Annotated in this window: 10 protein-coding genes; 4 read left to right on the forward strand and 6 right to left on the reverse strand. The window is 47.4% G+C overall.

The genetic code is table 11. The annotated features are described in order from the left end of the window. Positions 1–77: 77 nt before the first annotated feature. From OH458_RS07990 to OH458_RS08005, 4 genes are all read left to right on the forward strand, one after another. On the forward strand, positions 78–3524 hold the full coding sequence (locus OH458_RS07990; protein ID WP_269977902.1) for a hypothetical protein: 3447 nt from the start codon (positions 78–80) through the stop codon (positions 3522–3524). A gap of 563 nt (positions 3525–4087) precedes the next feature. Then, a complete protein-coding gene (locus OH458_RS07995; protein ID WP_269977903.1) occupies positions 4088–4498 on the forward strand; it encodes a hypothetical protein in 411 nt (136 codons plus the stop codon). Between the two features lie 2 nt (positions 4499–4500). After that, positions 4501–5205, forward strand: a complete 705-nt coding sequence (locus OH458_RS08000) for a hypothetical protein (RefSeq protein ID WP_269977904.1) — start codon at positions 4501–4503, stop codon at positions 5203–5205. Between the two features lie 149 nt (positions 5206–5354). After that, on the forward strand, positions 5355–6155 hold the full coding sequence (locus tag OH458_RS08005; protein WP_269977905.1) for a Cof-type HAD-IIB family hydrolase: 801 nt from the start codon (positions 5355–5357) through the stop codon (positions 6153–6155). On the opposite strand, the gene gloA2 is transcribed toward OH458_RS08005, so the two are convergent. The 6 genes from gloA2 to OH458_RS08035 form a co-directional block, all read right to left on the reverse strand. Then, on the reverse strand, positions 6152–6538 hold the full coding sequence (gene gloA2, locus OH458_RS08010) for an SMU1112c/YaeR family gloxylase I-like metalloprotein (protein ID WP_269977906.1): 387 nt from the start codon (positions 6536–6538) through the stop codon (positions 6152–6154). The genes OH458_RS08005 and gloA2 overlap by 4 nt on opposite strands. Positions 6539–6547: 9 nt before the next feature. Continuing rightward, on the reverse strand, positions 6548–6976 hold the full coding sequence (locus OH458_RS08015) for a VOC family protein (RefSeq protein ID WP_269977907.1): 429 nt from the start codon (positions 6974–6976) through the stop codon (positions 6548–6550). A gap of 133 nt (positions 6977–7109) precedes the next feature. Beyond that, positions 7110–7751 carry a hypothetical protein gene (locus OH458_RS08020; protein ID WP_269977908.1) on the reverse strand — a complete coding sequence of 214 codons (642 nt, stop codon included), beginning with the start codon at positions 7749–7751 and terminating at the stop codon, positions 7110–7112. A 365-nt stretch (positions 7752–8116) separates the two neighbouring features. Beyond that, a complete protein-coding gene (gene glgB / locus OH458_RS08025; RefSeq protein ID WP_269977909.1) occupies positions 8117–10297 on the reverse strand; it encodes a 1,4-alpha-glucan branching protein GlgB in 2181 nt (726 codons plus the stop codon). Between the two features lie 266 nt (positions 10298–10563). Further along, positions 10564–12744 (reverse strand): 4-alpha-glucanotransferase, encoded by a 2181-nt coding sequence (malQ, locus tag OH458_RS08030; protein WP_269977910.1) that lies wholly within the window; start codon positions 12742–12744, stop codon positions 10564–10566. Between the two features lie 98 nt (positions 12745–12842). Then, entirely contained in the window at positions 12843–15296 is a 2454-nt protein-coding gene (locus tag OH458_RS08035; RefSeq protein WP_269977911.1) for a glycogen/starch/alpha-glucan phosphorylase, read from the reverse strand. Between the last annotated feature and the right edge of the window lie 260 nt (positions 15297–15556).

Genomic DNA, 15556 nt, shown 5'->3' on the forward strand with positions numbered 1-15556 from the left:
AAAGAACCGAGGTTCACAGCTTGGCTACGGTTCTTATTGCTCAAAATCAGCGAAATGTAGGTATCAAGGAAAAAATTATGACTTTTGCTACTCCATCTCACTTAGCCGTTGGCGGTCAATTCGTTGACTTAGACGGTGAGCGATTTTACAAAATCAGCAACGTTGACCAGATGAAACCCTTCTTTATCAGTGTGGTTTCTGCCAGCGATCACTGGCTTTTTATCTCATCAACCGGGGCGCTTTCCGCAGGTCGCATTCGCCCAGAAAATGCCTTGTTCCCTTACCGCTCGGTCGATCACATTCATGAGAGTGCCGATAACACCGGCTCAAAAACCATCGTTCGAGTCAAACAAGACAACGGCGTTATGCTCTGGGAACCGTTTAACCCACACCACAATGGCCTGTACCAAACGGAGCGTAATCTCTACAAAAATACCATCGGGGACAAGATCGTATTTGAAGAGATAAACCACTCTCTGCAATTGAAATTCAGCTACCGCTGGAGTTCAAGTGAGCGTTTCGGATTTGTGCGTCAGTGTGAGTTCACCAACCTGAGTGACCAAACTCGTGACATGGATGTGCTCGACGGAGTACAAAACCTGCTGCCGTCTGGTGCGCCTTTGCAGGCATTGCAAACTCGCAGCGCCTTGGTCGATGCCTACAAATGGAACGAACAAGTTGAAGCGTCCTCGCTAGCGCTTTACACCATGTACGCCAAGCTGAGTGATCGCGCAGAGCCTGCCGAATCTCTCCTTGCGACCACCGTGTTTGCGCTTGATCAGGGAGACCACCAGCTGTTACTGAGCAGCGAACAAGTGAACGCGTTTCGCCAAGGCCAGTCAATCCACAGTGAGCCACTAACAAAAGGCGTACGCGGCAGCTATCTGATCCACAAAACACTTTCTCTTGCTCCAAGTGAAAAACAAGGCTGGTTGATCGTTGCTGACATCGACAAGAATCATCAAGCGGTTAGCGAACTGATTAGCCTGTTAGACAAACCTGCGGATCTGCGATTAAACGTCGAGCAAAGCATCGCCGACAACCAAAATGACTTAGTTAAGTTGATGTCGGGCGCGGACGCTTGGCAATTGACCAACGAAGAGAACACCAGCGTTCACCACTATGCGAACGTATTGTTTAACAACATGCGTGGCGGTGTGATTGAAAACAACTATGACTTAGATAAGCAAGATGTACTCAAGACGCTGCGCAACGCCAACCAAAAAGTAGTCGCAAAACACAGCGCCTTTTTCGCCGACCTGCCCGACTCTTTTACTCACGCCGAGCTCATCTCTGCTGCGAAAAACAGCCAAGACCCACAGCTTATCCGCCTCAGTTACGAGTACTTGCCGCTGACGTTTGGTCGTCGCCACGGTGACCCGAGTCGTCCTTGGAACCACTACGAAATCAAACTCAAAGATGAAAATGGTGAGCGCTTACTTTCATATCAAGGCAACTGGCGTGACATTTTCCAAAACTGGGAAGCGATCGCTTTGAGCTACCCTGGTTTCATTCAATCCTTTATCGCTAAATTTGTGAATGCCTCAACCATTGATGGCTACAACCCTTACCGCATTACTAAAGATGGCATCGACTGGGAACTGCTTGAGCCTGACGATCCTTGGAGCAACATCGGCTACTGGGGTGATCACCAGATCATCTACCTACTTAAGTTCCTTGAGCTGGCGAAAAAGTATCAGGGTGCGCAGCTGACTGAACAACTGTCGAACGACATCTACAGCTACGCGAACGTCCCTTACAAGCTCTGTTCTGTAGAGCAGCTCTTTGCTAACCCGAAGGACACGGTCTCATTTGACCAAGAGCTGCAATACGAGATTGAACAACGTGTCGAAGCGCTCGGTAGCGATGGTCGCTTGCTCGTGGAAGGTGGCGATGAAGTTTACATGGTCAACTTGACGGAAAAGATCTTGGTTCCGCTGCTGTCAAAACTCAGCAACCTCGTGCTTGATGGCGGTATTTGGCTGAACACTCAACGTCCGGAATGGAACGATGCCAACAATGCCATCGTGGGTAACGGCTTATCCATGGTCACGCTCTATTACATGCGTCGCTACGTCGCCTTTACCCAAGCGCTGCTGGAATCGGCACCGGATTCGATCTCCATGTCGAAAGAAGTGTTCGATTGGATGCTTTCGATTCATAAAGTGCTGCAAGACGCGAGCAAGGAGATTCGCCAAGAAACCGTAACTCGCCAAACGCGCAAAGCCATTCTGACCCAGCTAGAGAAAGCGTTCGAACTCTACCGCAGCCGCGTCTACCGCATGAAAGGTTTCTCGGGCAAGACTCAAGTCGAGGTGAGCGCGATTTCCGACATGCTGGCCACCAGCCTTGATGTGCTCGACTCCAGCATTCAAAGCAACTTACGCCAAGACGGTTTGTACAACGCCTACAACATCGTCACCTACAGCGGCGAAACTCTTAACATTGAAGAGCTGTACCCGATGCTTGAAGGTCAAGTCGCGGTGCTCAGCTCAGGCGTGCTTTCACCGAAGGAGGCCGTCAATTTGCTGGATAACCTCTTTGCCAGCGAAATGTATCGCGACGATCAACGCAGCTTTATGCTCTACCCAGATCGCGATCTGCCAAGCTTCATGGAGAAAAACCAAATCACTGCGGACCAGATTGCCCAATCGCCGCTGCTGTCTGCCATGCTCAAAGCGGGAGACCAACGCATTGTGAATCAAGATGCAACGGGCGCGGTCCACTTCAACCCAGCTTTTGAAAATGCCGAGTACCTGGCTACCGCACTCAACAGCATCGATAGCAATCAGTACAAAGCACTGACAGTGGAAGCGAAAGAGTCGGTTCATAACCTCTACGAACAAGTCTTCAATCATAAAGCCTTTACCGGGCGCTCTGGCACCATGTTTGGCTATGAAGGTCTGGGCTGTATCTACTGGCATATGGTGTCAAAACTGCTTCTGGCGGTGCAGGAAAACTATCTCGCCGCGCGCGATCTCGATCCTAGCAGTAAAGAAACCGCTCAATTAGCGCACTACTATTATCAAGTTCGCGCCGGTATTGGGTTCAATAAATCGCCAGATAACTACGGCGCCTTCCCAACCGATCCGTACTCCCATACGCCAAAACAAGCGGGCGCTCAGCAGCCGGGGATGACTGGTCAGGTAAAAGAAGAGGTCATCACTCGATTCACAGAACTGGGGATTGAAGTGGAAAATGGGACAATTGGCATCAACCCAACACTGCTATCGCCACAAGAGTTTCTCTCTCAAGCGACTCAGTTTGATTGTTTGAACGTGTTGGGTGAGCGATGCAGCTACAAAGTTGATGAGAATCAGTTGGCATTTACCTACTGCCAAGTGCCTTTTGTTTATGAGTTATCAGACCGTGCCGCCATTAGCTGCTTCTTCACAGATGGGAAGGTTGAAAACATCGAGGGCTTACTGCTGAGCGAATCGATAAGCAAGCACCTGTTTGAGCGTGATAATCACATTAAAAAAATAAAGGTGTGTATTCCAAAACACCAACTTCTAACTCAATAATCGTCACGAGTTAGCTTCGCGAGCCATCCAGTTATTCGGGGGAGAACTGGGGGCTCGCTTTTTTATCAACGCAAACGTTAGTTTTTAACCCAATATAAAACAAGTAATTACCCTCAAACCTGTCCCGTAGCCTTTCGATCAACTAAACGAAAAGACGATAAGTGTCGATGTTTTCAACCAACTCACCATGTTTGGTGGTGGTAATGCTGCGGTTTATAACGGCAACACTATCTTTGAATTAATCATCAAACGGCATCAAAACAATATCTTCTTCAATGTTAACAATGAATATTTCATCTGCGTAAAGGGGAGCTATCGTCACCTCCTCCCACTCCATTACATAATATTCAGATACAACATAAGAATTTAAAAAGGATAAAAGTAGTAATTTACGTATTATTTATTACCCATGATTAAAACTATATTTCTGCTCTGAATGACCTTCAGTAAAGTCGATTAGTGCGTAAGAATTGCAAGCTAGGGGTAAGATTTGTAAGTAAAAGAAGCGGTTAGAGAATTCGGCTCTTATTATTGATGAAATTTTAGAAACCGTTGATGTAACAATGAAAAAACTCGCTTTACTCCTATTTCTGTCAATGCCAGCCGCTGCACAAACTAACCTTTACTTAGGCGTTGATAGCCTGTTAAGCGGCTCAAAGGGATCTGTTCAATATGGATTTCAGTTTGCAAACTCTAACGGTGATCGTTTCGGTTATGAGTTGGTGTATACCAAGTATGAGTCAGAATATTCTTACGGGTTGAACGTGAAACCGTCCTTCCCACTGGTAAACAACTTCTTTGTCACTCCGATTGCGGGTTACCACAAGTTTAGCAACGATAAGTGGAGCCCTATTTATGGACTGGAGTTATCACATCACTTCAGCGTTTTCGAAGTCAGGGCTGGGGTAAAAAAGAACGACTCTGGCATTGACGACAACATGAACTATTACGTTGGTGGAGCCATTAGATATTAATCATGAAAACAATTTTCTTTGCCAGTCTTATTTCATTTTCTGCTATCGCGGACACCATCTCGGTTCAAAATGAATCGATCACGATTAACCTTCGGTTCAATGAGTTCCAAGGTTTAGATAAACAACGATATGTTGATGCGGCCAAAGAGTGGCTTGAGGTCGTCAAGTCCGTTGAGGGAAGAGAGCATCACACATTAGACATTGATGTTGTGGTGACAGATACGATCGAATCTGATGGTTTAGCTCTAGTAGAGGAGTCTGTGCCGATCAACGGTCTAGAGATTCCAACATACGGCGTTATTTGGATGCACGCCAATACCCATCAGCCCAGTTTTGAGGTCGCGAGTTACAAAGGCACCATCTTGCATGAAATTGGCCACATTTTGGGGATTGGCTCCACCACAGACCCATTTATCGTGGATCACATCGATGAGATCAATGGCTCTGGCTTTTGTAAAGACAACAGCGTTGCACTGGCCACCTACAACCGACTCTACAACACCCAGTTTACGTGTTTACCCTTCTCGACCAATGGGCACTTATACGATGACATTCAATCTGAGGATGAACCTAGAGGGAACCATGTTCCACCAATGACTCAGGAAGTGATGGCAAACGGTAATGATATACGACCAATCACCCTAGCGGTGTTGGACGATATTGGTTACCAGGTGGATTACACACAGATAGATATGACACGAAAATAGTGCCAACTGAATCAAAGCCCCTTGCCATGCCTTGTCACTTTCGATAAGGCATTTTTACTTTGATTGAACTAAATCATTTGAGCATTCCATAAAGTCAGGTAACTTACTGTCTGAAGTCCAATCAACAGTGTCCTCTGACTCTCTATACTATGTCACAACTCGATATTAAATTTGTCGCCGCCGATATGGATGGCACCCTGCTCGATGAAAACAGTCAACTCAATCCTGATTTCTTCGATATTTACCAACAACTTGAGAACAAAGGGATCCTATTCGCTGCCGCTTCGGGTCGCCAATACTACAGTTTGATCGACACCTTTGCGCCAGTAAAAGATAAGATGCTGTTTGTCGCTGAAAATGGCACCTTAGTCATGCACCAAGGGCAAGAACTCTACAGCTGCGAAATCGACAAACCCTCGATAAAAAGCATCATCCAATTAGCTCGCAGCATTGAAGGTGCTCATATCGTATTGTGCGGCAAAAAGTCAGCTTATATCGAAACAAAGGACTCAGCGGCAATAGCAGAGTTCGCCAAATACTACCATCGCTGTGAGTATGTTACCGATCTGCTTAGCGTCGAAGACGACTTCATTAAGGTGGCCATCTGTCATTTTGGCGGCTCAGAAGAGCTGGTTTATCCAGCGTTTCATCAAGCCTTTGGTAAGACGCACCAAGTGGTGGTCAGCGCCAAGATTTGGCTTGATGTGATGAATGCCAAGGCGTCCAAAGGGGCTGCCATTGAGCATTTACAGCAATCACTTGGGTTTACTTATGAGCAAACCATGAGTTTTGGTGATTACCTCAATGATCTGGAGATGCTAAAAGTCAGTTATCACTCCTACGCCATGGAAAACGCCCACCCCGTAGTGAAAGAAACGGCTCGCTTTTCTGCACCGAGCAATGCAGAGGCAGGCGTATTCAAGATCATCAAGGAGCAACTGCTCGACTAGGCTTGGTAGAGTTCCAAGGGTAAGCCGTCTGGGTCATTAAAAAAAGTAAACGGCTTACCCGTAAACTCATCAATTCTGATGGGTTCTACCTCCACTCCAGCCTCACGCAAATACTCGGCGTACTCTTGCACCGATTCTACAGTAAAGGCTAAGTGCCTAAGCCCTTGCGCTTCGGGTCGTGAAGGGCGAACTGGTGGGTTGGGAAAAGAAAACAACTCAATTTGGCTGCCATCTGGAAGCGCGAGATCCAGCTTGTAGGAGTCTCGCTCAACTCGATAGTTTTCTGCCACCACTCTCAGTTTCAGAGTTTGTGTGTAAAACTGCTTGGATAGCGGATAGTCAGAGCAAATAATTGCTGCGTGGTGGATCGCGAGTAATGTCATGTATCGCTCCTACTCAATCACCAATGAGCCATCGGCATTGAACTCCCAGCAATCACCGTACGCGACCTCCCACAGATAACCATCTGGATCAGAGAAATAACCACTGTACCCACCCCAAAACACATCTTGCGCCTCTTTTTCCAAGGTTGCGCCCGCTTGAACAGCAAGCGCAAGGATTTGATCGACTTCCTCCCTCGAACGCGTGTTATGCGCAAGAGTCACACCACTGAAACCGTTTCGAGTAACCGCCTTATCAGCAGACACATCTTCTGCGAGTGCCGCGAGTGGGTATAAGGCAAGGCAGACCCCACCCGTTTTGAAAAAAATGATGCCATCTTCTGGCGTTCTCGAGGAAGGGAAGCCAAGTTGGCGGTAAAACTGATACGAACGCTCTAAATCTTCCACGCCCAATGTGATGATGCTGATTCTCGGTTCCATCTGATTCTCCTTGTTTAGGTCTGTTATCATAGCGGTGAAAGACACTAGCGTCTGTTAACCAGCAATAAAGACACAAAAAAAGCTTCCATCTTGGAAGCTTTTTGTCATTTCGTAAGTGAACCGCTAAATAGGACTATTTTTGCTCTTTGAACATATCGAAACTTAAGCCAAACGTCGCAAAAATCAAGTCTTCACCCGCTCTGACTTCAGCAAAATATTGATCGTAACGAACGCCGACAAAACCCGCTAACGTGTCTTGCATCAGCGCTGGATCGTTCAAGTCCGTTGCAGCCTCAAAACCCACGTATAGAGGTAAATCAAACTGCGATTGTAGGTTGTACTGATAACGTCCAATCGCCCACATTGCCCACTCACCATTAGTGATAGAGTTCTGGTGTTCTGGGTCAATCACACGATCCTCAATTTGGTACTCTTCTTTGGCAAAGGTCCCTTTCCAATAAGCACTAAACCAATGACTCTCATTTAGACGGTAACGTGCGCCCGTTTCCCATGTGTGCGAATGGCGCAGTTCCGAATCGCCCATAGAGAACTTAGCGAACACATCCCAATCTTCAAAATCGTGAATGTATTTTAAACCAATTCCCCATTCAACACTGTTCTTCTCATGATAGAAACCCGGTAAATCACTGTACTCTGTATCGTAATAATACTTAGATTCACCGACATAGGTTCCTTCAAGAAGATCGACGGAAACCTGTAACTCCGAAGCCAGAACCGGTGTCGTACACAGCCCTAGCAATAATAGCTTTTTCATTGTTTGTACCTTAAATAGACAAAACAATCCGTGTCCGCTTGCCGATCGAAATGTCGGATATAACAAAGCTCCCTAAACAGGCGATCCAATGAACGCTGTTTTATTGCCATTCTAAAGATCAAAACTGTGATATCAACCCAACTTTAACTGGGGCATAAAATTTCTCAAATATAAGACAAAAGTGGGGTAAGACGCAGATTCAAGGGGGAATATAGACGAATAATTCGACAAAGACTGTGAACTGATATGACGATCAAAGGCTAGTTGGTGATATTGATATCAATCCAGTGGAATATTGCCCGCTTTATATAGAAAGGCCTGACATTTTGTCAGGCCTTTAAACAATTGTGCATTACTAGAGAAGGTTAAGTTAACTTGTAAAACACGGTCGCTAACGGTGGTAGACGAAGCGTTAGTGATTGAGCCAAACCTTCACTCTCAGTTTCATCGGATTCGACCGCTGCCAGTACCTCAAAACCACTTCCGCTATACTCAGAAGAATCGGTATTAAGCAGAAGCTCGTAACGCCCTGCATTTGGTACACCTACTCTGAATGATTCGTGTGGTACCGGAGTAAAATTCGAGATCACGAGAATGCGTTCGCCGCTTTCACTGATTCGCTCATGGGCCAGAATCGATGCATCAGCGGCATCTTGCAAGCGCCATTCAAAGCCTGATGGCTCGCAATCAAGCTCGTGCATCGCTTTCTCTTGACGATAAAGCTTATTGAGATCTCGAGTCAGTGCTTGAACACCTTGATGGCGTTCAAACTCAAGCAAGAACCATTGCAGTTGATCATCATGATTCCATTCTGCCGTTTGGCCGATCTCCGCGCCCATAAAGTTCAGCTTCTTGCCCGGCTGCGCGTACATGTACCCTAAGTAGGCACGTAAGTTTGCTGTTTGCTGCCACTCATCACCCGGCATCTTATTGTGAATGGAACCTTTGCCGTACACCACTTCATCATGGGAGAGTGAAAGCACGTAGTTTTCGCTGTGTGCGTAAACCAGTGGGAAGGTAATCGTGTTGTGGTGATACTTGCGGTGAACCGGATCTTCTTGCATGTATGACAGCGAGTCGTGCATCCAACCCATGTTCCACTTGAACCCAAAACCAAGTCCGCCCATAAAGGTTGGGGCAGAAACGCCAGGGAAAGCGGTCGATTCTTCTGCAATCGTCATCGCATTTGGGAAGTACTTATAAACTTCTTCGTTCATCCACTTCAAGGTCGCAATGGCATCGTAATTCTCGTTGCCGCCATCGACATTGGGAATCCATTGGTCATGACTGCGCGAGTAATCCAAGTACAACATAGAAGCCACGGCATCCACGCGAATACCGTCAATATGGAACTGTTCGAACCAATAGAGCGCGTTGGAGACAAGGAAACGACGAACATGCTCACGACCTAAATCGTAAATGTATGAGTTCCAATCTTGATGCCAACCACGTCGTGGGTCTGGATCATGGAACAACGGCGTGCCGTCAAAATTCGCTAAGCCGTGGTCATCGGACGGGAAGTGTGCTGGCACCCAGTCAAGTACAACACCCAATCCCGCTTGGTGGCACTGGTCAACAAAGTACTTAAAATCATCTGGTGAACCATAACGGCTGGTCGGGGCGAACAAGCCCACAGGTTGGTAGCCCCAAGATCCGTAAAACGGGTGCTCCGAAACTGGCATAAGCTCAACATGTGTATAGCCCATCTCGACCAAATAAGGAATCAACTCATCGGCCAGCTCGCGATAATTGAGAAAATCGCCGTTGTCGTCTCTTTTCCATGAACCGACATGCAACTCATAAAACGAAAGGGCTTCTTTGCGTTTCTCTGTGACAGGGCGGGTTTGCCACTTTTCGTCTTGCCACGCGTAGCGAGAGTGGTCATAAGTTAACGACGCAAACGACGGGAACTGCTCAGAGTGAGCGCCCCACGGATCGGCTTTGTGCGGTAGCCCCTCACCATTGGGTCCTTTCAACTCGAACTTATATTGGGTACCTTCCGGCAGGTTAGGCACAAACAAACCCCAAATACCGTAATCTAAGCGCTGCATTGGTGTGCGGCGTCCATCCCACTGGTTAAAATCCCCAACTAAGCTACATGCGCTTGCATGAGGAGCATAAACCAAGAAACGCGTACCGCTGATCTGCTTACCGTCACGTTCAAGGGTAATGAACTGCGCGCCCATGTGCTTATACATCTCTTTTGGCGTATGCAGGTCATCGTATTCCGCATAAATATTGTGATACTGATAAGGGTCGTCGACGATTTGCTCTGTCTCTCCCCACTGCACTGCAAGTTGGTAGTGGGTGAAATGTAAGTCACGCTTGTCCGCAAGAATAAAGCCTGACGCATCTTCGCGCGTCAATTCAATCGGGTCTTCGCCATCAATCAACAACGAGACCGAGTCTGCACCTGGCATCCATACTCGGATCGCACCGTCGTCAGCATCAAGGTATGGACCAAGGAATGAAAATGGGTCAACAAACGTTGCATGAGAAAGCTGGTTATACGCTTGCGTTTTTTTGTCCAGAATAGCCGTTTTCAAATGTATCTCTCCCTAACCGAACTTTCATGTATCGACTTGGCACTGTGAATGGGTGAATTCTGTCCCTATCCCTCACCGTTGGGGCACGGTATTAGCAAGCAAAAAGAAACCATCACATAGACTAAGTTGATATTATTGTTCTAATTTATAAAAAAGCCCGCCATATGATTGCGGGCTTAAAATAGCGTTCTGAAAGTGTACTGAATTACGCTTTTACATAGAGTGACTAAGTCGATATTTTTCTATGTAAAAGGTGAAAGCAGCGACTATTTGCTTACCTTAGCACGAACTTCTGTCAGCTTGTGAGCAATACGGTTCACGCCTTCTTGTGCAAACACTTCATCTAGGTTCATCGACAACTTACGACGCCAGTTTGGATACTCGTCGACCGTACCTGGAATGTTAACAGGTTGATCCATTTCCAACCAATCTTCTAACTGAACACTCAGCAAGGTTGAAGCGCCCGCAGCCACATGCAGCTGCAACGCTTCGGCTAAATATGAATCCATCGGAACGTACTGAGCGTCACGGCCCACGCCTTCTGGTAGATAACCGTGCCATGCTACAGAATCTAGAATGCCTTGCTTACATTCTAAGCGGCCTTCAAACAAGCCTTGGAGCTGTTTTTCGTCTGGATACAAGCCAAGCTCTTGACCCATTTTAAGGTCATCGCAGTGCCAGAAACCTCTCAATGTCGGCATATCGTGAGTACATAGCGCAGACATAGATTGCTCAGCGTAATGCGCCGGAGAGATAAAGCCACCGTCATCTTCCGACGTTTCGAAGAAGAACACCTTGTAGGAGTGAACGCCCGCATCACGAAGAATTTCAACGATTTCATCCGGCACGGTTCCTAAATCTTCACCAATCACACTACATTGGTGACGGTGCGATTCAAGCGCCAAGATTGCCAGCATGTCTTCAACTGGGTAGTAGATGTACGCGCCTTTGGTCGCGTTTTCACCTTTTGGAATCCACCATAGACGCAGCAAGCCAAGTACGTGGTCAATGCGAAGTGCACCACAGTGTTTCATGTTGGCACGCAGAAGCTGGATGTACGCATCGTAGCTTGTCGCTTTCAATACTTGAGGGTTAAGTGGTGGTAAGCCCCAGTTTTGACCCAATGGACCTAAGATATCTGGCGGCGCACCGATGCTGGCATCAAGGATCAAGTTGCCATTATCCGCCCACGTTTCCGCGCCAGAGTCCGCCACGCCAACCGCTAGGTCACGATACAGCCCCACAGACATGCCTTTCTCTTCTGCCAGCGCTTGCGCTTCTTTAATTTGAGAGTCTGCAACCCACTGCAAGTACATGTAAAGATGCACTTTATCTTGGTTCTGAGTAATAAACTTCTGCACTGCGGCATTATCAAATTGACGCAGTTCTTCAGGGAAGACAGGCCACCCCCAAACGTTGTTATCTTCAGCATGTAACGTCGCGTGCAGCGCATCGAACGCCGCTTGGTGGACTAGGCTGTCACCACCTTGTTCAACAAAGGCCAAGAATGCTTGAGCGCGCTCGCTGTTTTTGTCGAGGTGACGTTTCTTAAACTCATTGAACAGCAGTGGCAGCACACTCATTTTCAGTTCTGACACTTCGGTGTAGTTGACCCAGTGAGAGTCACGCGCTTTTTGTAGGCGTTGCTGGAACTCCGCACTGCCCACCATTTGCTGCGCTTCAATGCTCAATGAAAACTCAGGCACTGAGCTCACGTCGATGTATAGGATGTTTAACCAACGACGAGAAGACGGGCTGTATGGGCTCGCCCCTTCTGGGTTGGCAGGAAAGAGTGAGTGAATTGGGTTTAAGCCAACAAAATCGCCACCGCGAGAGGCGATATCCGCAACCAGTTGTTTTAGGTCGCCAAAGTCACCCATCCCCCAGTTGTGCTGAGTGCGAAGTGTATAAAGTTGGACACTTGGGCCCCACATTTTTTTGCCATTTTCGATGTCTGCTTGCTTGAAACACGCTTTTGGCGTCACGATCAGTGTCATCTCGTATGGCGACTTGCGACGCTTACGTGTCACGGTCAATTTGTGGTAACCCCAAGGCAAATCACTTGGTAGTGCAAACACTAAAGGGCCACCCTCTTTGCGCTCATCACGCACGATCTGAGACTGAAGATAGCCTTCAAGTACCTCTCCTTGCTCAGTCGCCAGCTGCCAGCTAAACTCGCTTTCTCGGGCACTTGCACCCAAGTTCAATGCCACCTCTACAGGCTCGCCATCACGAATTACTAATACTGGTTCAAGCACATCTTTCTTATGCTTTTTCTCTGCCGATTGTAGAAGAGTTTCATCATTGGTTACGTCGTAGCCTAAAGACGCAAGTAAGTGACGGATCGTTTCGTCCTCAACTTTTGCTTCATCTCCCCACGCGCTTACGTAGCTGTCGGCAATTCTTGCCATTTCAGCGACTTGTTTTAATGCGTTTTGTTCTTTCATCGCTCTCTCCGAAGGACTGCGTATACCTTCAAAATGTAGGGTATTTAATAGATTAAAAGAGTGAGCCAAGACCCGAAGGTCTTGGCTTTATGAGTAAATTAGCGTTTTACTGACTCTAATTTCCAAATGTTGTTCACATAGTCTCGAATTGAGCGGTCTGATGTGAACTTGCCAACCAAGGCGGTGTTGAGAATGGCTTTCTTCGCCCAACCTGCTTGGTCTTGGTATTGTTTGCCCATCTCTTCGTGCGCTTGAACGTACGATGCGAAGTCAGCCAAACATAGGTATGGGTCGCCACCATCAAGCAGGCTATCGAATGTTGCTCGTAGCAAGCCAGGTTGACCTGGAGTGAACTCATCACCCGTTAGCAAATCAAGCGACGCTTTAAGCAGTGGATCCGCGTGGTAGTAGTCGTAAGGGTTGTAGCCTTGTGCTTTCAGCGCTTGTACACCCTCAACGTCTAGACCGAAGATGTAGATGTTTTCATCGCCAACTTCTTCACGAATCTCTACGTTCGCACCATCCATCGTACCAATCGTTAGCGCACCGTTTAGCGCCATCTTCATGTTACCGGTACCTGATGCTTCTTTACCCGCTAGCGAGATTTGTTGAGAAACATCTGCCGCTGGGATGATGATTTCTGCCATGCTCACGCGGTAGTCAGGAATGAAGACCACTTTTAGCTTGTTGCCAATACGTGGGTCGTTGTTGATCTTCTCAGCAACCTTGTTGACCGCAAAAATGATCTCTTTCGCTAGGTGGTAACCCGGCGCAGCTTTCGCAGCGAAGAAACACACGCGCGGCGTACATTCAAAGCTTGGATCATTGATGATGCGGTGGTAAAGCGACAAGATGTGTAGCAAGTCTAGGTGTTGACGCTTGTACTCGTGCAGACGCTTAATTTGAACGTCGAAGATCGCGTTAGTATCAAGCTCGATGCCCATGTTTTCTTGAACCCAATCCGCCAAGCGCTGTTTGTTTTGCTTCTTAACGGCCATAAATGCTTTTTGGAATTTCGCATCCGTCGCGTATTGAGCAATGCCTTCAAGTAGCTCTAGTTTTGCAGGCCATTCTGTGCCGATTTTTTCTGAGATGAGGTTAGACAAACCTGGGTTACAGAACTTCAACCAACGACGTGGTGTAATACCATTGGTTACGTTTGTCAGTTTACCTGGGAAGATCTCATTGAACTCAGGGAACAGGTCCTTTTTAACCAGTTGTGAGTGCAGCGCTGCCACGCCATTCACTTTGTACGAGCCAATCACACATAGGTTTGCCATGCGAACCATGCGGTTGAAACCTTCTTGGATGATAGAAAGCTTCGCTTGCTTCTCACCATCACCAGGCCACATCTTACGAACTTCTTGTAGGAAGCGGTGGTTGATTTCAAAGATGATTTCCATATGACGCGGAAGTAGACGCTGAATCAACGACTCAGGCCATGTCTCTAATGCTTCTGGTAGTAGCGTGTGGTTAGTGTACGCAAAAGTATTCGCGCTGATTTCCCACGCTTTATCCCAAGACAAACCTTTCTCATCGATAAGGATGCGCATCAATTCAGGAATAGCGATCGTTGGGTGCGTATCGTTTAACTGAATCGTTTCTTGCTTTGGAAGATCCGCGAGTGCAAAGCCTGCCGCTTCATGACGACGTAGAATGTCGCGTACTGACGCTGCTGAGTGGAAGTACTGCTGCATTAGACGCAGAGTTTTGCCTTTCTCGTGGTTGTCGTTCGGGTACAGAACTTTGGTGATGTTGCCTGCATCGATAAGTGAGTGCTGCGCTTCAAAGTAGTCACCGTTGTTAAAGCTCGCAAGTGAGAATGGAGCAATCGCCTGACATTCCCAAAGACGCAGTGGGTACACCGTGTCTGATTCGTAACCCACAATTGGCAAGTCCCAAGGCATCGCTTTTACCGTCATGCCTGGTACCCATTTACGGACTTCTTTGCCATTCACATATTCAACGTCAACGTGACCGTAGAAGCCAATCTCTTGTGCCAGTTCTGGACGAGCCACTTCCCAAGGGTAGCCTTCAACACCACGCCATGCGTCTGGCGCTTCTTTTTGACGGCCTTCTTCGAAAGATTGCTTAAACAGACCGTACTCGTAGTGCAGACCGTAGCCCACAGTTGGGAATTCTTGAGCCGCACATGAATCCATGAAACACGCCGCAAGACGACCCAAACCGCCGTTACCTAGCGAAGGGTCACGCTCTTCTTCAAGTAGGTCAGTCAGGTTTTGGCCTAGCTCAGCCATCGCTTCAGTGATTTGCTCGTAAAGGCCCATACTGATGAGGTTATTACCTGTCAAGCGGCCAATGAGGAATTCAAGTGATAGGTAGTTAACGCTTTTTGCGTTTTGGATTTTAGGATCTTGTTCCGTTTTTAGCAGATCGAGTGTCGTTATCTCTGCTAACGCTTTACCCATTGCTAGGTACCATTCACGTGACGTTGCTGTCTCTTCCGTCTTTGCATACGTTGCTGAAAGGTGCATTTTCACGTCATGTTGGAAAGTCGCTTTATCAAAGCTTGTCTGTTGCGTAGGTTTCATTAGAGAAATCTCACTTATTGGTTCTAATTCATCTGAGGCATATCGTGCATGGGCACGGCTAGCAAAACATCCTCCTCCAAAACGGCTTATTAGGAGGAGGGCTCAGGGCGTAGAGGGAGGACACCTCAAAGCAGAGTGATCTGACTCTCAGTTCACTATTCCTGAGCGCAGACCCTGGTGATTGAGATCACACCATCAACGAATTAACCCTACATCCTGTTTATGAAACTTGTTGGTTCAGAAAAACAACCAATTGATGG

The sequence above is a fragment of the Vibrio sp. MarTm2 genome (genome assembly GCF_027587055.1).
Taxonomy (GTDB): Bacteria; Pseudomonadota; Gammaproteobacteria; order Enterobacterales; family Vibrionaceae; genus Vibrio; species Vibrio sinaloensis_D.

Excerpts from the sequence above, each read along its gene's own strand:
- OH458_RS07990 (WP_269977902.1), top strand. The coding sequence starts at position 78 with ATGACTTTTGCTACTCCATCTCACTTAGCCGTTGGCGGTCAATTCGTT.
- OH458_RS07995 (WP_269977903.1), top strand. The coding sequence starts at position 4,088 with ATGAAAAAACTCGCTTTACTCCTATTTCTGTCAATGCCAGCCGCTGCA.
- OH458_RS08000 (WP_269977904.1), top strand. The coding sequence starts at position 4,501 with ATGAAAACAATTTTCTTTGCCAGTCTTATTTCATTTTCTGCTATCGCG.
- OH458_RS08005 (WP_269977905.1), top strand. The coding sequence starts at position 5,355 with ATGTCACAACTCGATATTAAATTTGTCGCCGCCGATATGGATGGCACC.
- gloA2 (WP_269977906.1), bottom strand. The coding sequence starts at position 6,538 with ATGACATTACTCGCGATCCACCACGCAGCAATTATTTGCTCTGACTAT.
- OH458_RS08015 (WP_269977907.1), bottom strand. The coding sequence starts at position 6,976 with ATGGAACCGAGAATCAGCATCATCACATTGGGCGTGGAAGATTTAGAG.
- OH458_RS08020 (WP_269977908.1), bottom strand. The coding sequence starts at position 7,751 with ATGAAAAAGCTATTATTGCTAGGGCTGTGTACGACACCGGTTCTGGCT.
- malQ (WP_269977910.1), bottom strand. The coding sequence starts at position 12,744 with ATGAAAGAACAAAACGCATTAAAACAAGTCGCTGAAATGGCAAGAATT.
- OH458_RS08035 (WP_269977911.1), bottom strand. The coding sequence starts at position 15,296 with ATGAAACCTACGCAACAGACAAGCTTTGATAAAGCGACTTTCCAACAT.